At 61.2% G+C, this 18,609-nt stretch carries 17 protein-coding genes; 4 read left to right on the top strand and 13 right to left on the bottom strand.

The genetic code is table 11. The annotated features are described in order from the left end of the window. Nucleotide 1: 1 nt before the first annotated feature. From ACA064_RS16905 to ACA064_RS16870, 8 genes are all read right to left on the bottom strand, one after another. Entirely contained in the window at nt 2-376 is a 375-nt protein-coding gene (locus tag ACA064_RS16905; RefSeq protein WP_497669141.1) for a hypothetical protein, read from the bottom strand. A gap of 30 nt (nt 377-406) precedes the next feature. After that, nucleotides 407-1,201, bottom strand: a complete 795-nt coding sequence (locus ACA064_RS16900; protein WP_497669140.1) for an SDR family NAD(P)-dependent oxidoreductase — start codon at nt 1,199-1,201, stop codon at nt 407-409. Nucleotides 1,202-1,267: 66 nt separating this feature from the next. Next, entirely contained in the window at nt 1,268-2,506 is a 1,239-nt protein-coding gene (locus ACA064_RS16895; protein ID WP_497669139.1) for a thiolase family protein, read from the bottom strand. A gap of 29 nt (nt 2,507-2,535) precedes the next feature. Then, a complete protein-coding gene (locus tag ACA064_RS16890; RefSeq protein WP_497669138.1) occupies nt 2,536-3,537 on the bottom strand; it encodes an alpha/beta hydrolase in 1,002 nt (333 codons plus the stop codon). Further along, the gene (locus ACA064_RS16885; RefSeq protein ID WP_497669137.1) at nt 3,534-4,997 is read right to left on the bottom strand and encodes a wax ester/triacylglycerol synthase domain-containing protein; all 1,464 of its coding nucleotides are present in this window, start codon (nt 4,995-4,997) and stop codon (nt 3,534-3,536) included. The genes ACA064_RS16890 and ACA064_RS16885 overlap by 4 nt, the downstream gene beginning before the upstream one ends. A gap of 18 nt (nt 4,998-5,015) precedes the next feature. Next, nucleotides 5,016-6,572: an AMP-binding protein gene (locus tag ACA064_RS16880; RefSeq protein ID WP_497669136.1), complete on the bottom strand. Its 1,557-nt coding sequence runs from the start codon at nt 6,570-6,572 to the stop codon at nt 5,016-5,018. Nucleotides 6,573-6,593: 21 nt separating this feature from the next. After that, on the bottom strand, nt 6,594-7,727 hold the full coding sequence (locus ACA064_RS16875; protein ID WP_497669135.1) for a saccharopine dehydrogenase family protein: 1,134 nt from the start codon (nt 7,725-7,727) through the stop codon (nt 6,594-6,596). Nucleotides 7,728-7,775: 48 nt separating this feature from the next. Further along, nucleotides 7,776-9,059: an acyl-CoA dehydrogenase family protein gene (locus ACA064_RS16870; protein ID WP_497669134.1), complete on the bottom strand. Its 1,284-nt coding sequence runs from the start codon at nt 9,057-9,059 to the stop codon at nt 7,776-7,778. 146 nt (nt 9,060-9,205) lie between these two features. Between ACA064_RS16870 and ACA064_RS16865 the strand changes: the two genes are divergently transcribed. Next, nucleotides 9,206-10,075: a helix-turn-helix domain-containing protein gene (locus ACA064_RS16865; RefSeq protein ID WP_497669133.1), complete on the top strand. Its 870-nt coding sequence runs from the start codon at nt 9,206-9,208 to the stop codon at nt 10,073-10,075. 287 nt (nt 10,076-10,362) lie between these two features. Here ACA064_RS16865 and ACA064_RS16860 read toward each other — a convergent pair whose 3' ends face one another. From ACA064_RS16860 to ACA064_RS16840, 5 genes are read right to left on the bottom strand one after another with little or no spacing between them, the layout of a single operon-like run. Next, entirely contained in the window at nt 10,363-11,649 is a 1,287-nt protein-coding gene (locus ACA064_RS16860; protein WP_497669132.1) for a spinster family MFS transporter, read from the bottom strand. 18 nt (nt 11,650-11,667) lie between these two features. Continuing rightward, nucleotides 11,668-12,693, bottom strand: a complete 1,026-nt coding sequence (locus tag ACA064_RS16855) for a YeiH family protein (RefSeq protein ID WP_497669131.1) — start codon at nt 12,691-12,693, stop codon at nt 11,668-11,670. Between the two features lie 37 nt (nt 12,694-12,730). Next, on the bottom strand, nt 12,731-13,579 hold the full coding sequence (locus ACA064_RS16850) for an SDR family NAD(P)-dependent oxidoreductase (protein ID WP_497669130.1): 849 nt from the start codon (nt 13,577-13,579) through the stop codon (nt 12,731-12,733). Further along, nucleotides 13,576-14,430 carry a helix-turn-helix domain-containing protein gene (locus ACA064_RS16845; RefSeq protein WP_497669129.1) on the bottom strand — a complete coding sequence of 285 codons (855 nt, stop codon included), beginning with the start codon at nt 14,428-14,430 and terminating at the stop codon, nt 13,576-13,578. Before ACA064_RS16845 ends, ACA064_RS16850 begins: the two co-directional genes overlap by 4 nt. Nucleotides 14,431-14,443: 13 nt before the next feature. Next, on the bottom strand, nt 14,444-15,382 hold the full coding sequence (locus ACA064_RS16840) for a TauD/TfdA dioxygenase family protein (RefSeq protein WP_497669128.1): 939 nt from the start codon (nt 15,380-15,382) through the stop codon (nt 14,444-14,446). Nucleotides 15,383-15,897: 515 nt separating this feature from the next. On the opposite strand from ACA064_RS16840, the gene ACA064_RS16835 reads away from it, so the two are divergent. From ACA064_RS16835 to arsJ, 3 genes are all read left to right on the top strand, one after another. After that, nucleotides 15,898-16,254, top strand: a complete 357-nt coding sequence (locus ACA064_RS16835; RefSeq protein ID WP_497669127.1) for a metalloregulator ArsR/SmtB family transcription factor — start codon at nt 15,898-15,900, stop codon at nt 16,252-16,254. Nucleotides 16,255-16,362: 108 nt separating this feature from the next. After that, on the top strand, nt 16,363-17,382 hold the full coding sequence (locus ACA064_RS16830) for an ArsJ-associated glyceraldehyde-3-phosphate dehydrogenase (protein WP_497669126.1): 1,020 nt from the start codon (nt 16,363-16,365) through the stop codon (nt 17,380-17,382). Next, nucleotides 17,318-18,592, top strand: a complete 1,275-nt coding sequence (arsJ, locus tag ACA064_RS16825) for an organoarsenical effux MFS transporter ArsJ (RefSeq protein WP_497669125.1) — start codon at nt 17,318-17,320, stop codon at nt 18,590-18,592. Before ACA064_RS16830 ends, arsJ begins: the two co-directional genes overlap by 65 nt. The last annotated feature ends 17 nt before the right edge of the window (nt 18,593-18,609 follow it).

The raw sequence follows: 18,609 nt of genomic DNA, 5'->3' as shown, positions 1-18,609 counted from the left end.
CTTATCGAGTACTGCTCAAATAACGCCAGAACAGCAGCGCGAAAACAATGTCGCCGGATGCCAGTACCGGTAGCGGCCAGGGAATATTACCCGCCAACCAGTGGCCCCAGATGACACCAACGACGAGGATCTTGAGCAAGATACCGAGCACGATATAAGGACGATAGCGCACCGGATCGCGGCTGATCATCCAGTAGGCCCAGCCGAACATCACCACCAGGGCCATGGTGATTTGAATGAACAAGGCGGACGTCGGCGTGACCTGTAGCCCCATCAAGGCGGCGACCGGTTGCATAGCTACCAGAAATGGCAGGCCTGCCAGTACGTTGAAACCAGCGGCGGAACCAAAGAGGGTGCGGGCAGAACTGTTGGGCATGGTATTTTTCCTGCAAGTATTGTGGGTGCTTCAGGCCAGCAGGCTGAGCAGCTTCGGGTAGCTGTTGGGGAACAGGCGGCTCATCCAGAACATGGTGCTGGATTTGTTGCCGGTAAGGATCCGCTGGGTACCGTTGCGCATGCCGCGGATGATGTCGGCTGCACAATCCTTGGCTGGGGTTTGCAGCATTTTCTCAGCGAGCCCGGCGAACTTTTCTTCTTCAACGCCCGAAGCCTTGCAGCGCCGCCCGGCCTTCTCAATGTTGGTCTTGATCCCGCCTGGATGCACGCAGATGGCGCGAACGCCGGTGCCCTTCAATTCCGCCCAGAGGCATTCGGTCAGGCCACGCACGGCGAACTTCGACATGTTGTAGGCACTTTGGGTCGGGAAGCTGAGCAGGCCAAAGACACTGGAAATGTTGACGATGCAGCCTTCACGCTGGTCCAGCATCAGCGGCAGGAAGGCCTTGGTGCCGTACAGCACGCCCCAGAGGTTGATGCCCAGCTGCCACTCGAACTCTTCGATGGAGGTATTGGCCACCGTGCCGATGACCGTGGCACCGGCATTGTTGATGACGAAGTGCACCGTGCCGAAATCCCGCTTGACCTCCTCGGCGTGGGCCTGGAACGCTTCCCAGGACGCTACGTCGAGCATGTAGCCCTTGACCTTGCCGTTGTCAGGAAGCAGCTTCAAGGTCTCATCGAGACCCGCCCGATTGATGTCGGACAGCGCCAGTAGCGCACCGGCCTGGGCCAGTTGAATAGCCAGCTCGCGGCCAATGCCTGATCCTGCACCACTGATGACGACGACTTTGTTGCGGAACATAGTGACTACCTCTTGTTGTTGTTTTGTATCCCGCCGCAGCAGGCTTGTACCCAATGAGCAAAGTAACTATTTGCTCAGAATGTGAATCGCCACTGCCGCTTCCTCGATGCCCTGCAAACCGCCACCGTTTTCCTGAATGGCGTGGCGTGCACCCTCCACCTGGCGTTTGCCGGCTTCACCGCGCAATTGGGTGACCAGTTCGTAGAGTTGGCCGATGCCGGTGGCGCCGAGAGGATGCCCTTTGGATTCCAGGCCGCCCGAGGTGTTGACCGGAATTCGCCCGCCGAGGGTGAATTCGCCGCGTTCGGCCGCCGGGCCGCCTTGGCCGAGGGGGACGAAACCAAGGTTTTCGACCTGGATGATTTCACCCATCGCCGACGCATCGTGGACTTCGGCCACATGCATGTCCTGCGGTCCCAGGCCTGCCTGCTCATAAGCGAGGTTGGCGGCCAGGCGGCCGACGTGCAGCAGTGGCTGGTCGAGGCGGCGGTGGCTGAAACTGCGCATGACGCTGGCGGCGACCTTGATGCAGCGGCTCTTGTCGGCGCCGATGCGCTTGAGTCCTTCCTCGGTGCAGAGAATGGCCGCCGCGGCACCGTCCGACAGCGGTGCGCACATCGGCAAGGTGATCGGGTAGGTGATCGGCGGCGCAGCCAGGATCTCCTCGATGCTGAAGGGCTTGCGAAATTGCGAGAACGGGTTGTGCACCGAGTGGGTATGGTTTTTCGCCGACACCGCAGCGATCTGCCGTTGGGTGGTACCGTAGTTGCTCATGTGATAACGGCACATGGCGGCGTAAATCGCCATGAACTTGCTGTAGGGCTTGTCCGATTCCGAACCGTCCGGGACTTCAACCCCTTCGCCCATCTTCACCAGCGTCTGGTAGTTCTCTTCGGCTCGCGAGACATCCCAGCCGGCTTCGAAAATCGAAAATGCCTTGAGTTTGTCGGCGATGTTCATCTTTTCCGCGCCGAGCGCCAGCGCGACATCGGTAGTGCCGGCCTTGAGGCTTTGCACCGCCAGATTGAAGGCCGAACTGCCTGAGGCACAGGCGTTTTCGATGTTGTAGATGGGGATGCCTTCGATGCCGATCTTGCTGAATACGACCTGGCCGGGAATGGCGATCTGACCCTGCAGCGGGCCGTTGGTCATGCCGGCATAAAAGGCAATGCCCAGATCCTCGGTAGTGCAGCCGGCGTCCTGCAGTGCGCCATTGAGGGCTTCGCGCGCCAGGTCGTCGAGGCTGCGTTCAATGTGCCGACCGAACACGGTCATGGCGATGCCGGCGATATAGATAGTGCTCATGAACATTCCCTATTATCAGTTGACCGGCGTCAGGTTCGAACCTGCGGCGCGGTTGATGTTGGAGAGCGAGAGGCGCTTGCTGGTTGCTGCGAGTGACGCTCGACGAACTCGCCGACGCAGGCCAGTGCCTGCTGTGCTTCCGGCAGCCAGTGCACGGCCTGCCAGACGTGCGGCATCTGTGGCCAGACTTGCAGCTCGGCGTGGGTTCCAGCGTTCCGCGCTTGCGCAACGGCGATTTGCGATTGATGCAGCAAGCATTCGGTGCTGCCCACTTGCAACAGCAGTGGCGGCAACCCGTGCAGGCTTGCGGCACAGGGCGACACGCCGGGGTCGTGGGCGGCGACCTCAGCGACCACCACTCGCTGCAACAACTCGAGTGCACCGGCGCCGATCATCGGGTCGTCAGCGGTCGCCCGCGCATCGAGCCGGCGGATGGAATCGATACAGGTGCCAGGCGAAAACATCACGGCGCAGGCGGGCAAGGGCAGGCCGGCATCACGAATTCGCTGCAAGGTGGCCAGCGTCAGTAAGCCACCGGCGGAATCGCCGATCACGATAATCCGTGCCGGATCCTGACCCTGCTCGAGCAGCCAGCGATAGGCCGCAAAGCAGTCCTCGTGCGCGGCCGGCAGCGGGTGCTCGGGCGCCAGCCGATAATGCGGCATCAACGCCCGGGCACCGAGGGTCAGGCACAGTCGTGCGGCCAGCCGGGCATGCAGGCGCGGCGTGCGGAACATGAAGCCGCCGCCATGCAGATAGAGGATGACGCGCCCCGACTTGATTGCGTCGACGCCGATCCAGTCGGCGGCAACCCCGTGGGCACTGATGTGTTCACGGTTGAAACCTCTGCCGCCGCCGCCCAGCCAGCGATCCAGCCTGGTGAGTAGCGCCTGGACCTTGGCGAGTTCCATGGGTTTGGCCAGGCGGGCCTTGACGATGTGCCGGTAGAACCACAGCAGCAACCGCGCCCGCAGACTCAAGGGGCGTGGCGCGTTCGGTAGCGGCGGGGCGCAATTCAGAGCAGGGCTCATGCCAGCCCCGCATTACGTGCGGCCGGCCGGCGGGCGGCTGCAGCGGCTTTCTTCTTCGGCGCTTTCACCGGCGCCGGCAGCCTCTGGTTCGGGCCGTCGCCGAGCACCTGTTCAAGGGTGTCAAAGGTTTGCTGCACCAGCCAGACCAGCCGTTCGACATCGGGCACCACAGAGCGCAGCGAGGTGAGCGACATGAAGGTTTCGTCGGCATAGGTCCAGATACCCACCATCAGCCGCGCCCCCAGCGAAGGGCCCATCATGGGTAGGAAGTAATCGAGCCGGCTGCCGTTCAGGTACAACGGCTGCGGCAGGCCGAATGGATTGGAAATCAGCAGGTTGGCCGTCGCCGGAAAACGCTCGCCGACGCGCAACATGTCCGGCAACGCGGCAATCCCCATGTTGATCATGGCGTAAAGCTTGGCACCGGCCGGACTCATCGCGCCGATATCCTTTTTCGCGCGGCTCATGGCCCCACTGATGCTGGCCAGGCGAGTGCGAGCATCGCTGCCCGGTGTTCCGAGGGTAACCAGCGCACCGGAAAGCTGGTTACCGGCACCGGCGACCTTGAGGGCCATCGGCACTATGGCCACCAGCGGCCTGGTTGCCGGCTTGCCCGATTCTTCCAGATAAGTGGTGTAGGCGTCGTCGATCACCGTGGTCATGACATCGTTGAACGAACACCCCGTTGCCTTGGCCAGCGCCTTGACCTGTGTTACCGGGAAACGTACCAAGCCATAAGTACGCTCTCCTGAACCATGACGTTCCAGGCGGGTTTCAGGTGCAGCCAGGGGCAGGGCGATTCCGCCTTTGCCGGTGATCAATCGCAGGCTTTGCCGTAAGTACACCTTGCGCATATCGGTTGCCGCGCGAGTAGCGCCACACACGGTGCCCAGCACCCGGCGCAGGGCAGACGGGCGTGCCTTCCTTTCCTGGTCCGGTACAACCTGTTGCAGCCAGGTCGATACGCCTTGCCACGGCGCCCGAATGGTTTTTCGTTGCGCGGACTGCGACATGGTTTCACCCATCAGGCGAAATATCGCCATGCCATCCCATTGCGAATGATGGGCGACCAGCAAAAAGGCGAAGCGCCCACCTTCCAGGCCTTCGATCCAATGGCAGCGCCACAATGGCAACGACCATGACAGCGGTTCGTGCATCGCTTGCGCTGCAGCGTCGCGCAATTGCTGATCGTTGCCTGGCGCCGGCAAGCGCAGCTCGACCAGGTGGTTGTCGAGGTCAACCTCGACCTCCTCCCAGTAGGGCAGGCCGCCAAGCCGGAGCCGCGGCCGGAGGTTGAACGGTGCGCCGACGGCACGTTTTTTCATCGTCGCCAGCAGTCGACGGCTGTAATCAGCCCTGGCCCCTGACGGCGGAGTGAAAACGTGCAGAAACCCTCCGTGCACGGGAATAGTCCTGGACTCCAGTGGAAACCACGACATATCGAGCAGCGTCATGTTCATCGGCATACCTTGCAAACCTCAGATGTTGCGGGTGGAGTTTTCCCAGTACTGCTGGCGCAGGTCTTTCTTCAGCACCTTGCCCACGGGACTGCGCGGCAGGCTGGTGATGAAGTCGACAGATTTGGGCGCCATCACACTGCCGAGCCTGGTTTTGCACAGTGCGATAAGTTCTTGCGCCGTGATGCTGTGGCCCGGATTGAGCTCGACCACCGCCTTGACCGCTTCGCCCCATTTCTCATCGGGCACGCCGATCACCGCGCAGTCCTGCACCGCTGGATGGCTCCAGAGCACTTGCTCGACTTCGCTGGGATAGACGTTGAAGCCGCCGGTAATGATCATGTCCTTCTTGCGATCGGTCAGATGCAGATAACCTTCCGTGTCGATATGACCGATGTCGCCGGTGTGCAACCAGCCGCCGACAATGGCCTGTGCGGTCATCTCCGGCTGCTGGTAATAGCCCTTCATGATCAGGTCGCCTTGCACACAGATTTCGCCGGTTTCGCCGCGCGCAAGAATCTGCCCGGCATCGTTCATCACTTCGACCCGGACCAGCGGATTAGGCCGGCCGACCGAGGACAGGCGACCGTCACTGGCGAGTTCGCCGTTAACCAGATGCTCGTCGGGACGCAGGTAGGAAATGCTCGCCGGGGCCTCGGTCTGGCCGTAGCCGCCGGCCATGATCGGGCCGAAGACTTCGATGGCTTTTTTCAGCTTCTCGACCGACATCGGTGCGGCGCCGTACAACAGGAATTTGACCGAGGACAGGTCGACCGATTCGATGCCAGGGATTTCCAGCAGTTTGTAAATCACCGTCGGCGGCAGAAAAAATTCGCTGACCTTATGTTGCGAAATGGACGCCAGCATCAGCGCCGGATCAGGCTTTGGGAGGACGACTACCGTGCCACCTTGCGCCGTGCAGGGAACCGCCAGCAGCCCTGCGGTATGGGTCATCGGCGCGGCGGCCATATTCACCGGCTTGAGTCCATCGCGATACGCGCAGGCCAGCATGAAATGGGCGATGAAGGTTTGCGTGCTGCGATGGGTATTCATCACGCCCTTCGGCATGCCGGTGGTGCCGCCAGTCGGCGAGAGCATCACCACATCGTCCATGTCATAGGGCACTTCGGGGCGCGTTGAAGGCTGTCCTGCCGTCCATGTTTCAAGCGAAGGCGCATCCACGTCGGTGGCGTCGATGCAGATCCAGTGCCTGATTTTCGGCAGAACAGGGCGAAGGTCAGCGATGACCGACGCGAAGTCGTGCTGGTAGAACATCACCTCGCAATCGAACGCGTCGAGAATGTAGGTGTTTTCTTGAATCGAGTTGCGCGCATTGACCGGTATCCAGGTCATGTTCGCGCGCCACAGGCCCAGGGTGCAGGCCCAGGCAGTCACGTCATTGCCCGCCCAGATCGCGCCCTTGGTTTCCTTCGGCAAGCCCAGTGCGAGCAGCTTGTTGGCGACTCGGCAGGAGAGTTCGCCGATTTCGTCGAAGGTATAGGAGCGCTCGCCCTGGATGTAGGCGACACCGGCCGGGTCGATGCCCCAGCCGCGGTCGTAAAAATCGATTATTGCCATGAAAGTCTCCAGTGCCGCCGATCAGAGCGGAGTAACGGTGGCACGAGCCAGGCCGCGCTCTTCGAGGAAGCCCAGCAAGTAGCGGTGACCGAAGGCCTTGGAACCGGACGCGAAACCGACCTTGTTGGTCTCACCATCGATCAGCTTGATCGCGGCCGCGACCTGCAGGGCGCCGGTGGCAATGTAGGCGGTGGTGCCATGTACGGAGGCGCGCACGGCCGAGAGCTGGCCGCGACCAATGGCGGTGTCGACCATGCGCACGGTGGTGGTGCGCTCGCGCGGCGGCATGGTCGGGGTGGTCGACTCGACGATTTGCTTGAGTACCGCATCCTGCTGTTCTTTCGGCAGGTGCTTGTATTCGACCTCCCACTTCTGGCCCAGGGCATGCACCATCTTCATGACGTTATTGTCATAGAAGCCGACGCAGGAAACGCAGGAGCGCACGCGCGGATCGTTCTCGAAATACACCGGCAAGGAGGTGCCACCCCACGGCAGGGCAAAGACCGGTTGCAGGAAGTCGGGCGAGGCGATGTTGAAAGAGGTGTCGACGGCGTGTGGGACCAGTTTCTTCTCCCACAGGTAGCACTGCTCGGCACGATACAACTCGAAGATGGAGGCCGTCGAACCAACGGTTACGCCGGCACCGGCATCGCGCGGGCCACGGCACAGTGTCGAGGTTTCCAACGCGTCGATGCCCGGAGTTTCCAGCGCCAGTTCCGCGGCGATTTCCGCGTAGGTGTACATGTAGGACAGCGATGGCGAGACCAGCAGGCCGGCCTGGGCATAGAGTTTGCCGAATTTTTCCCGCACTTCACGCATGTATCCCTGTTCACCGGTGGTGTCCAGGTGATGGCAACCGGCCTTGAGCGCGGCTTCAACAGTGGTCAGGCCGAACTTGACGAAGGGCCCGACGGTGTTGCAAACCACCTTGGCGCCCCGGAAGGCTTCGGTCAGCGCTTCGACCGTGTGTTCGGCCTCGATGACTTCATAGGTGGCGGACTCCAGGCGCACCACGCGCTGCGCCATCATTTCGTGCACGCGCCCGGCGTTGCGCGCCACGGCGGTGAATGGAATGTTCTGATCGATCAGCCAGTCCATGGTCAGCATGCCGGTGTAGCCACTGGCGCCATAGACAACTACAGGGTATTTAGCCATTTTCGAGTATCTCTTGTTGTTTGAGGGTTGCTGGGTAGTTTGCCGGGGTCAGTTCTGCGACCAACCCTCGGCATAAAGCTGCTGGCACAACAGGCCAACGCGCATGGTGATGATGTAGTTTTCGCCGTCTTCGATCAGCGCGGAGCGCGCATCGCGGAAGATCTTCTCGATCGGGTATTCGCGCGAGGTGCCGGCGCCGCCGAACAGTTGCAGCGCCTCGCTGGCGACCTTCATGCATTCCTCGGTCACCGTGACCTTGGCTGATGCCGTGGCGTAGGGATGGGACTGCGGCGACAGGCGTGCATAGGCCAGCGAGCGGCGCGCCACCCCGCGTGCCAGTTCGACGCGGCGCAGCATGTCGCCGAGGCGATAGCGCGTGAGTTGATGGTCGATCAGCAACTGGCCGCCTTGTTTGCGCTCATGGCAATACTGCAAGGCCAGCTCGAAGGCCGAACGAGCAACACCGGTGAAACATTGCGACATGTGGGTGCCGGCGTAGGACCAGGCCGAGGACTGGTTGCCGTAGTACTGGTCTTGCAGTGCGACCGCAAAACGCAGCGGCACTTTGACGTTGTCGAAATAGACTTCGCCTTGTGGTAGCGCGCGCTGGCCGATCTTGTCCAGCGGCTTGCCGCGCGAGACACCGGGCAGGTCGAGGGGGATGATCACGGCCACGCCATGGGGCCGCCCGTCGGCATCGAAGTAACCGTCGCCGTAATCGGCACCGATATAGGCGAGTGCCACTTGCGCCACGGCGCCGTTGGAGACCCAGGCCGAGCACTGACCGTTGATGACGATTTCGTCCTTGCCGACCTTGGCGCAGAGGCTGCCCTTGTTGCCTTGCTGACCGTGGGGCCACTCGCGCTTCATGTCATAAACCATGATGTCGCTACCCTTGTCCGGATGGGTGATCATCCAGCAGCCGACCTTGCCGGTGCAGAGATCGACCAGTTCCTGGTTGCCGGCAGCCATCGCCATGTGCAGGGGAAAGCCGGCCGCTGCCAGTGAAGTGCCGAGGCCCGCATCGCCCCAGCCCATTTCCTCGCCGATCAGCGACTCGAGGCGTACCGCGACTTCGGGTGGGAACTGGGAGAAAAAGGACGGATCAAGGCCCAGTTTTGCGGCTTCCTGAAACACCGACCAGAACGGCGAGCCTGGCGCGCAGACATCGGCCGCGCTCATCTTGTCGAGTTCCTGGCCGATGGGCCGCAGGACGTTTTTGGCAAACTGATGGACGCTCTGCTGAATGGCGGATTCTTCTTCGGTCAATGGCGTTTCAAAGCCGGTCAAGCCAACGGCGGGCAACTGCAGCGTGTCGTGTAAGTTGATCATCACGGTTCCTCGACTGGAGATGAAATGGCCCGCCTGGCGTTTACCCGGGGGGGTTGAATATGGGTGCAATGATTGTTCTTCCAGGCCTCGACAACTCACCTGAAAAGCGGTCATATTTGTCAAAATCTGCTCATCCCGAGATACCGATGAATCCGCAACAGCAAGTCCACGAAGCACTGGGTCTGCCAATGGTTGGCGGCATGCTGTGCAGTGAAATGCCCTTGTATGCCGAGCGCTATTTCCTCCATGAGACCGATCGGGTCGTACCTCCGGTCGGTGTCATGGCCCTGTTGACCCAGTTCGGCGGCTCACGGGTGCAAGAAGGCATGGAAGGTGAGCTGCGCTCGACCTCGCTGCCTTTCGTATCGCTGCTGATGCCCGCAGGTTGTGCAACTCATTGGCACTATTCCGGCAGCGTCGACTTTGCGGTGTTCTACTTGCCCGAGCGCACCGACGGCGTTTTTCAACTGTTGCGCGAGCTCTGCGCTGATGCGCAGGCACCGTTTTCCTTCAGTGATGCCCTGGTCAGCGCCGCTGCCCGGCAACTGATGGATGAGCTGAATCTGGGCAAGAAGGCCGACCGGGGCTTCATGGCCAGGTTGTCTGCGGTCATGCTCGAGCAGGTATGCCGTGCGCTGCGATCCGATATCACCAGCGGCATTAATCCACCGCACATTCAGCTGGCGCGTCTGCAGACGGTACTGGCCTTCATCCGTGAGCACCTGGCGCAGGAGCTATCGATCAGCCAACTGGCGGAACAGGCCGGGGTCAGTCCGGCGCATTTCCGGCGGTTGTTCCAGAGCGCCATGGGCATGCCACCTCATCGTTACGTGATGAATGCGCGGCTGGAACATGCACGTGATCTACTCATGCAAACCGACCTGCCGATTCTGCACATCGCCCTGGAATGTGGCTTCAGCACCCAGAGCCACCTGACGGCGGCATTCAAGACAGCACATGCAACTACGCCGGCGCAGTATCGAACCCAGGCCGTCGGTAGCAGGGGGCGAGCCTGAAGTAAAATCAATGCAGCGAAGCAAAGCTCACTGCCGGTTTGAAGCATGTGTATTGATTGACCTGGCATTCATTCGCGGCCTGGCGCTGCGACTCGAACCAGACCTCGTCCAATCGTAGAACGACTGCAATCATTGCAGTCAGCGATGCAACTACAGAGAGCATTATTATTGTTTTCATTCGTCCACCTGTTTTTGAGCACTCGATGACAGTACGTGTTGTTATGGTTTAAAGATGATCCGTTTTGGACGCTTTAGCCCCCCTCTCGTCAGGGGGCATAGGCGTTTGTTCAGTGCTTGAGCAAGGCCGTGGCCCGCAGGTAGTGCAAGGCGGCCCACGGATAGAGCAGGCCGGACAGCAGCAAGGCGTTTCTCAAGCCCGCGGTGGCATCGCCGTTGGCCAGCAGGTCGCTGGCCAGGCCGACCAGTTGCGGCCCGATCACCAGTGCGCCGATGTTGGCGACGAGTACGCCGATGCCAATGATGGTGGCGCGCATGCGGGGCGGTGAAAGGTTCTGCAGGATGACCCAGCTCAAGACCACCGGGGCATAGGAAAAAAAGCCCGGCACCACCATCAACCACAGCGCGGTGGCATAGTCGCCCGCGAGCAGTACCCCGATCATGCACGGCCACACCAACATCTGGATAACCGCACCGATCAACACCCGACGGGAGGGTTTGCGCCGCGATAAGCGATCGGAGGCCCAGCCCACCGCAATGGTCCCCACCATCCCCGCGACGCCGAGCACCAGCCCGAGCGCCGGACCCAGTTGCGCCGCGCCGACCTGAAAATTGCGGATCAGGTAAGCCGGCACCCACAAGGCCAGTACGCTGCTGCTGGTTACCACCAGCGTGACGGCTGCGACGAGATGCAGTAGACCGCGGTTGCCGAGTACAAAGCGCAACACTTCGGCCAACGGCGGCGCGGCTTCCTTGGCCTTTGCCTGCCCGGCTGGATCTGTCTGGCCACGCATCGGCTCGCGGGTGGTCAAAAACATCAGCGCTGCCAGCAGGATTCCGGGTGCACCCAGCAGAATGAAGGCCCAGCGCCAGCCCCAGTAGCCGGCAATCAGCCCGCTCAAGGTAAACGCCAGCACCATGCCGAGGCTGCCGCCGCTGGCAAACAGCCCGACCGCCTTGCCACGCTCGCTCGGCGGGAACAGGTCGGCGATCAGCGATTGGGCCGGTGGTGTCGAGCCCGCTTCACCGACTCCGACGAAGATCCGCGCCAGCGCCAGTTGCAGCGCGTTGTTGGCCATGCCGCAAAACATGGTGCACAGCGACCAGATGAACAGCGAAGCGGCGACTACGTTGCGGCGGTTGGAGCGGTCGGCCAGCATCGCCACCGGTATCGCCAGCGTAGCGTAGAAGAGTCCGAAGACAGTCCCGGACAGAAAGCCCATCATGCTGTCGGACACGCCCAGGTCACGCTTGATCGGCTCCACCAGGATACCCATCACATAGCGGTCGAGGACGCTGAAGGTATAGGTCAACCAGAGCAGCCCCAGTACGTAATAACGCCCTGGCACCGGCGTTGCCGTATCCATGTGCTCAATAGTGCTGGTTCCCGTCTTCATTTTGTTGTTCTCCGAGAGTTAGTGGAATTTCTGCACCAGCAACACGAATCCGACCAGGAACAGCGCTTCGCTGCCAAGCAGCAGTGCGGCGCGCGGGCCGACCTTGCGAATATCCAGCAGCGAGGTCTTCAGGCCGACGGCCGCGATGGCGATCACCAGGCAGGCGCGTGAAACCTCGTTCATCGCCGCGCCAAGAGACGGCGGAATCCAGCCAAGGCTGCCGACCACGACCAGGATGACAAAGCCGATCAGGAAGGGCGGCAGCAGCGGATCGTTGCATTGGCGCTCGGCATTTTTACTGCGCCGCCGCACGGCAACGGTAAGGGCCATCACTACTGGCAACAGCAGCGCCACGCGCAGCATCTTGGTCAACACAGCATAGTCGCCGACCTCATGGGAAATGCTGTACCCGGCACCCACCACCTGCGCCACGTCGTGGATGGTCCCACCGAGAAATATGCCCGCCTGGTCTGGCGCCAGGCCGAGCAGTTTGACGATGACCGGGTAGAGAATCATCGCCAGGGTCGAGAGCACCGTGACCCCGGCAATGGTGAAAATCAGCTCGCGCTCCGATTTCTCGTCGCGCGGCAACACGGCCGCGATGGCGATCGCCGCCGAGGCACCGCAGATCGCCGTGGCGCCACCGGTGAGGATGCCCAATCGGCGGTCCAGTCCGAATACCCGGCTCATCAGCACACCAAAACCGATGGTGGCGAGCACTCCCCCAACGATCAGCGCGCCGTTGTACCAGCCCAGACCGCCGAGCTGCTCCAGGGTAATGCGGGCGCCAAGCAGTGCCACGCCGAGCCGCAGAATGCGCCGCGCCGCGAAGTCGATACCGGGTTTGGCGCTGCTTTGCAGGGTGACCGAATGCAAGGCCATGCCCAGCAACAGCGCATACAGCAGCGCAGGGCCGCCGCGGGCGTCGGCGATGAAGGTCGAGGCGATGGCGACGACGATGCTGAGCAGGATGCCGGGCCAGTTGCCACGCACGCCGACCAGCCACGCTTCGCCGACTGCGCGCGGGTATGTGAATAGATTCATGGTATGTACTCTGTGCTGGATACTGCGCAAATGCGCCTTAGCGCACCGGCTTGAGCCCGGCCAGGCGGATGGTCAGGCGATCAAGCAAACGATCGGGGATGAAGTTGCGCAGGTACCACAGGCCGACCAGCGGATAACGTGGCTTGGGCTGTGGCGCCTCCAGTGCATGGCGGATGGCATCGATCACTACCTGCATCGGCTTGGCGTTCTTCAATTCCTTGGCGACGAAGGCCGGCATGCCGGCCATGGCGTCTGCGTAGTCGGTATGAGCGAAGCGACCGTCGGCTTGTTGCTGCGGACTCTTGTCCCAGATCGGGGTCTTGATCGCTCCGGGTTCCAGGGCACTGACCGTGATGCCATAGATCGACAGCTCCCGGCGCATGCCATCGGAGAGGGCTTCGACCGCATGCTTGGTCATCGCGTAGAGCGTCACCAGCGGGAAAGCCACGCCGCCGCTGATGGAGCTGAGATTGACCACGCGTCCCGGTGGATGCCGGGCACCGGCACGCGCGCCAAGCAGCGGCAGGAACGCCTGGGTCACGGCCAGCAAACCGAAGACGTTGATCTCGAAGGCTTGCCGGACCTCATCCAATGAGGTGTGCATCATCGGCCCCGACGGGGCTACGCCGGCGTTGTTGATCAGCCCGGCCAGACCATCTTCACCCACTGCCGCCTGTACCTGGGCCACCGCCGCAGGCAAGGCGGCGGTGTCGGTGACATCGAACAGCAACGGGGTAAAGGCCTCGCCCAATTGTTCGCGCACTCGTATGCCATCGGCCTCCTTGCGTACGCTGCCAAACACGCGATATCCGCGTGCGATCAGCATTTGCGCCGTGGCAAAACCGATGCCGGTGGAGACGCCCGTGATTACGACTGTCTTGCTCATGATTGTTTCCTCTGGCCGGGGAGGGGCGCTAAGGATGTCGCCGCGCTCGCCTGGGCCTTTTTGTTTTTTTGCAGTTCACGGCCGATTTCGATACTCAGATCCTTCAGGGGCCCGAGAAAACGCTTCACCACCTCGGCTTCGCTCAACGCCGAGCGGAAATGCCGCATGCTGATTGCACCGATGATCCGTCGACCCTCCCGCAGGGGGACGGCGATACCCCGTCCACGGTCGTCCTGGATCGAGCCGGTAGTCGAATAACCCTTGGCCTTGACCTCGGCCAGCAGGGCATCGACCGAAGCCTGATCGCGCACCTGTCCATCCTCCACGTCGGGAACTCCCAGCAGCGGGGCGAGCAGCAGGCGCCGCTCGGCACGCGGACAATAGGCCAGGTAGGCCTTGCCGAGCGCCGAGACCACCAGCGAAAAACGGTAGTGATAGCCCGACAGATAATCCGGCGCGATCGAGCTCAGGTTGGCGGTCGTGTAGCGCATCCACAGGGTCATGTCCTGCGGTGTCGCCAGATACAACGGCCATTTGTACTGCCGGGTGAAGCGATCCATCAGCGGTTGTGCCAGGTCCACCAGCAAGTCGCGCGGGTGATAACCTGAAGTCAAGGCCAGCACCCGAGCGGCAAGGCGATAACCGGCCGTGCGCGATACCTGGGTGACGTAGCCGTCGGCCATCAGCGCCTGCAGCAGGCGAACCAGGGTCGGCTTGGGCAGGCCGGTATCGCGATGCAGATCCTCGATCGTCGTCAGCGGACGACGATTGAGGGCCTCGAGTATCCGCAGGGCTCGGCTGATCGGCTCTATCGCAGCTGAATCAGGCTTTTTCCCGCGTTCGTCGTCCATCGTTATCACCGCCTCAGGCCGTGGGGCGTTCGCCGATAATCGACACACGTTGACCGTAGCGGCGGTTCGGGAAGTAGTCCCATACCGCATGGTGCTGGGTGCAGCGGTTGTCCCAGAAGGTCAGCATGTTCGGCGTCCAGTCGACCCGGCATTGCAACTCGGGCATCGTCGCGCAGTGCTCGTAGAGCATGTTCAGCAGCGCATCGCTTTCATGGGGTGACAACTGCGGTATACGCAGGGTGAAGCCCTTGTTGACGTAGAGCGCCTTGCGACCGTTTCCGGGATGGCGCACCACCACCGGATGCTCGGCTTGCGGCCAGCCGCCTTCCGGCACCTTCATGTCGTAAAAACTGGTGTAGGGCTTGGCACCGCTGTGAATCGCGGTCAGCCCTTCGAGGAAGCCCTTCATTGTCGGCGACAGGGTCTCGTAGGCCAGGTGCATGTTGAGGAACATGGTGTTGCCGCCGCCACCCTCTGGTGCCTGGGTGATGTACAGCATCGAGCCCATCGGTGGCTGTGCGTCGCAAGTAACGTCGGTGTGCCAGCCTTCGCCAGCGACGTTCTTGCTGGTCTCGTCGGCCTTGATCTTGAGAATCTCGGGGTCGTCGCCAGCGCCGTACAGCACATTCATGGCAACTGCTGCTTCATCGCCCGCCGCCTTGGCTTTCGCCTTGGCGGCATGGTACGGATGCGAGTGCAAGTTGCCGAACATACGGCCGAAACGCTTGTGATCTTCGTCGGACAAATGCTGGTCGCGGAAGTAGATGACGTGGTGCTCGTTCAGCGCGGTATTGATTTCGGCGAACAGGGCCGGGCTGATCGGTTCGGACAGATCGACTCCGAGGATTTCTGCGCCGATCGAGGGGTTGACCGCCTTGACCGTGATCAGTTGGTAATCGGGGCGCTGACGCTGGTTCCAGGCCCTGATGGCATTCAGTGCATGTTGATCCATGATTGTTTCCTCGAACGGTGTGCTTGTTTTTATGGGTTTGAGTTTGGGTCGCGGATCTTCGATCAACAAGGAGAAATCACGAACATTCCGTATTGCGGAACGCGTGAGTGCGCCCGGGGCGCAGGAGAATCCACCGGTGTTGCGCGGGCTTGGGCGGTCGACCCGCTGATCGCTTGGTTCACCGGGCTCCCCGCGCGGTAGCCGCCGAAAAGATCGCAGCCTACGGCAGCTCCTACGCTGACCGCATACACCTGCGATGTTGTGGGTGCCTGCAATCCCCGGTAGGAGCTGCCGCAGGCTGCGATCTTTTGATCTTGATTTTGTGGGAGCGAGCCTGCTCGCGAAGACGGCGGTACAGTCGCGAAAGATTCCAGCTCAAACGAAAAAGGGGCGAGCAAAAAGGTTTACCTTACATGCGAAAAATCATATATTCGAGAAACCATATGTAAACGAAGACTTCGTCATGGACGCATCTAGCCGTGCATCCTGATGAAATCCAGACACCGAGAACTGCAATGGCTGATCACCTGACCCCGACCACCGTTTTCAAATGCCTCGCCGACGACAACCGGGTGCGCATGATGCTGCTCATCACCCTCGAGGGAGAGCTCTGCGTCTGTGAGTTGACCTGTGCACTGAATGAGAGCCAGCCCAAGGTCTCCCGGCACTTGGCCCAGCTGCGCAATTGCGGCTTGCTGATGGATCGTCGGCAAGGCCAATGGGTTTATTATCGACTGCATCCGGACCTGCCGGATTGGGTGCAAGGCGTTCTAAGCACCACACTGCAGGCCAACCAACACTGGCTAAGCCCTGATGCGAAACGCCTCGATGAAATGGGCGACCGGCCGCAGCGCGTCGCTGCTTGCTGTTGAACCATAATCAAGGGTTCACCGGCTTCAGCATCCAACCCCCTATCGAATACATCGGCAAGTTCGCCCCCGGCCGAACTCCCACTGACAACAGATTCAGAGCACAACAACATGGCTATCAACGTTGGCATCAATGGTTTTGGTCGGATCGGCCGTCTTGCGCTGCGGGCAGCCTGGGGCTGGCCGGAGTTTGAATTCGTGCAGATCAACGATCCGGCAGGTGACGCGGCGACCCATGCGCACCTGCTGAATTTCGACTCGGTGCATGGTCGCTGGCAACACGAGGCCAGCGCCGAGGACAGCTGTGTAGTCATCGACGGCAAGCGGATCAAGGTCAGTGCCAATAAAGCGATTGCCGATACCGATTGGTCAGGTTGCGATCTGGTGATCGAGGCCAGTGGCAAGATGAAGACCGTTGCCGTGCTCCAGGGCTACCTCGACCAAGGCGTGAAGCGCGTGGTAGTCAGTGCCCCGGTCAAAGAAGCGGGCGCGTTGAACATCGTCATGGGGGTCAATCACCAGCTGTTCGAGCCTGCCGCGCATCCGATTGTCACCGCCGCGTCGTGCACCACCAACTGTCTGGCTCCGGTGGTCAAGGTGATCCACGAGAAGCTCGGCATCCGCCACGGCTCGATCACCACCATTCATGATCTGACCAACACCCAGAGCATCCTCGATCAGCCCCATAAGGATTTGCGGCGTGCCCGTGCTTCGGGGATGAGTTTGATCCCGACCAGCACCGGCTCCGCGACCGCCATTGCGGAAATTTTCCCGGAACTGCGCGGACGCCTGAATGGCCATGCGGTACGGGTGCCACTGGCCAACGCTTCGCTGACCGACTGTGTATTCGAAGTGGAGCGCGTCACCACCGTCGAGGAAGTCAATCAACTGCTCAAGAGCGCCTCGGAAAACGAACTCAAGGACATCCTCGGCTACGAGGAGCGACCCCTGGTCTCGATCGATTACCGTACCGACCCGCGCTCGGCGATCATCGATGCGTTGTCGACCATGGTCATCAATGGCACCCAGGTGAAAATCTATGCCTGGTACGACAACGAATGGGCCTATGCCAACCGCACTGTCGAACTGGCCAGGATGGTTGGTCTGGCAGTCGAAGGGGGCGATCAATAAGGTGCTGTCAACCCTCGCTCCAGAAGTGCGGCAGTACCTGCTCGTCACCGGCAACTACTGGGCCTTCACCCTCACCGACGGTGCCCTGCGCATGTTGGTGGTGCTGCACTTTCACGCCCTGGGCTACAGCCCGCTGCAAATCGCCGCGCTGTTTCTGTTCTATGAATTGTTTGGGGTGATCACCAATCTGCTTGGCGGATATCTCGGTGCCCGGTTGGGCTTGAACCGGACCATGAACATCGGCCTGGCGATTCAGGTCGTGGCCCTGTTGATGCTGACGGTTCCAGCGGCCTGGCTGAGCATCCCTTGGGTGATGGGTGCCCAGGCGTTGTCGGGAATCGCCAAAGACCTGAACAAGATGAGCGCCAAAAGCTCGATCAAGCTGCTGGTGCCGGACGGTCAACAGGGCAAGCTCTATCAATGGGTGGCGCTTCTCACCGGTTCGAAAAACGCACTCAAGGGTGTCGGATTCTTTCTCGGTGGGGCCTTGCTGGCGCTGCTGGGCTTCAAGGGCGCGGTGCTGGCCATGGCCGCCGTTCTGGCGCTGATCTGGATCGGCAGTCTGATGTTCCTGAAGAAGGATCTGGGCAAGGCCAAGGCTAAACCCAGGTTTCGCGAAATCCTTTCCAAGAGCCGGGCGATCAATATCCTCTCGGCGGCGCGAATGTTTCTGTTCGGTGCCCGCGATGTCTGGTTCGTGGTGGCCTTGCCGGTTTACCTGAGCAGCGTCTTTGGCTGGGATTTCTGGAAGGTCGGCGGGTTTCTGGCGCTGTGGGTGATTGGCTACGGCGTCGTGCAATCCTTCACGCCGAGGATCACTGGCAAGCGGCGAGGGCATGTACCTGACGGTCGCGCCGCTTTTATCTGGGCCCTGGCGCTGGCCGGGCTGCCAGCGGCAATCGCCCTGGGGTTGAATACGGACCTGTCCGGGCCGGTGGTGCTTATTGGTGGATTGCTGGTCTTTGGCGCACTGTTCGCGGTGAACTCTTCATTGCACAGCTACCTGATCGTTTCCTACGCCAAGGAAGACGGAGTGTCGCTGGACGTGGGTTTTTACTACATGTCCAACGCCATGGGGCGGTTGATCGGCACAGTTCTCTCCGGTTGGATCTACCAGGTGTATGGACTGGTGGCGTGCTTGTGGATATCGAGCGCTTTTGTGTTGCTGGCAGCGCTGATATCCATGGCGTTGCCCAGGCATGCCGAGTAGGTGCATGAGTGTGAGTC

This window comes from Pseudomonas sp. LBUM1658, from assembly GCF_059716055.1.
This window is presented reverse-complemented; position numbering and strand designations above follow the sequence as displayed.

What these genes read in the sequence shown, in the direction of transcription:
- ACA064_RS16905 (WP_497669141.1), bottom strand. Translation starts at nt 376, where the DNA reads ATGCCCAACAGTTCTGCCCGCACCCTCTTTGGTTCCGCCGCTGGTTTC.
- ACA064_RS16900 (WP_497669140.1), bottom strand. Translation starts at nt 1,201, where the DNA reads ATGTTCCGCAACAAAGTCGTCGTCATCAGTGGTGCAGGATCAGGCATT.
- ACA064_RS16895 (WP_497669139.1), bottom strand. Translation starts at nt 2,506, where the DNA reads ATGAGCACTATCTATATCGCCGGCATCGCCATGACCGTGTTCGGTCGG.
- ACA064_RS16890 (WP_497669138.1), bottom strand. Translation starts at nt 3,537, where the DNA reads ATGAGCCCTGCTCTGAATTGCGCCCCGCCGCTACCGAACGCGCCACGC.
- ACA064_RS16885 (WP_497669137.1), bottom strand. Translation starts at nt 4,997, where the DNA reads ATGAACATGACGCTGCTCGATATGTCGTGGTTTCCACTGGAGTCCAGG.
- ACA064_RS16880 (WP_497669136.1), bottom strand. Translation starts at nt 6,572, where the DNA reads ATGGCAATAATCGATTTTTACGACCGCGGCTGGGGCATCGACCCGGCC.
- ACA064_RS16875 (WP_497669135.1), bottom strand. Translation starts at nt 7,727, where the DNA reads ATGGCTAAATACCCTGTAGTTGTCTATGGCGCCAGTGGCTACACCGGC.
- ACA064_RS16870 (WP_497669134.1), bottom strand. Translation starts at nt 9,059, where the DNA reads ATGATCAACTTACACGACACGCTGCAGTTGCCCGCCGTTGGCTTGACC.
- ACA064_RS16865 (WP_497669133.1), top strand. Translation starts at nt 9,206, where the DNA reads ATGAATCCGCAACAGCAAGTCCACGAAGCACTGGGTCTGCCAATGGTT.
- ACA064_RS16860 (WP_497669132.1), bottom strand. Translation starts at nt 11,649, where the DNA reads ATGAAGACGGGAACCAGCACTATTGAGCACATGGATACGGCAACGCCG.
- ACA064_RS16855 (WP_497669131.1), bottom strand. Translation starts at nt 12,693, where the DNA reads ATGAATCTATTCACATACCCGCGCGCAGTCGGCGAAGCGTGGCTGGTC.
- ACA064_RS16850 (WP_497669130.1), bottom strand. Translation starts at nt 13,579, where the DNA reads ATGAGCAAGACAGTCGTAATCACGGGCGTCTCCACCGGCATCGGTTTT.
- ACA064_RS16845 (WP_497669129.1), bottom strand. Translation starts at nt 14,430, where the DNA reads ATGGACGACGAACGCGGGAAAAAGCCTGATTCAGCTGCGATAGAGCCG.
- ACA064_RS16840 (WP_497669128.1), bottom strand. Translation starts at nt 15,382, where the DNA reads ATGGATCAACATGCACTGAATGCCATCAGGGCCTGGAACCAGCGTCAG.
- ACA064_RS16835 (WP_497669127.1), top strand. Translation starts at nt 15,898, where the DNA reads ATGGCTGATCACCTGACCCCGACCACCGTTTTCAAATGCCTCGCCGAC.
- ACA064_RS16830 (WP_497669126.1), top strand. Translation starts at nt 16,363, where the DNA reads ATGGCTATCAACGTTGGCATCAATGGTTTTGGTCGGATCGGCCGTCTT.
- arsJ (WP_497669125.1), top strand. Translation starts at nt 17,318, where the DNA reads ATGCCAACCGCACTGTCGAACTGGCCAGGATGGTTGGTCTGGCAGTCG.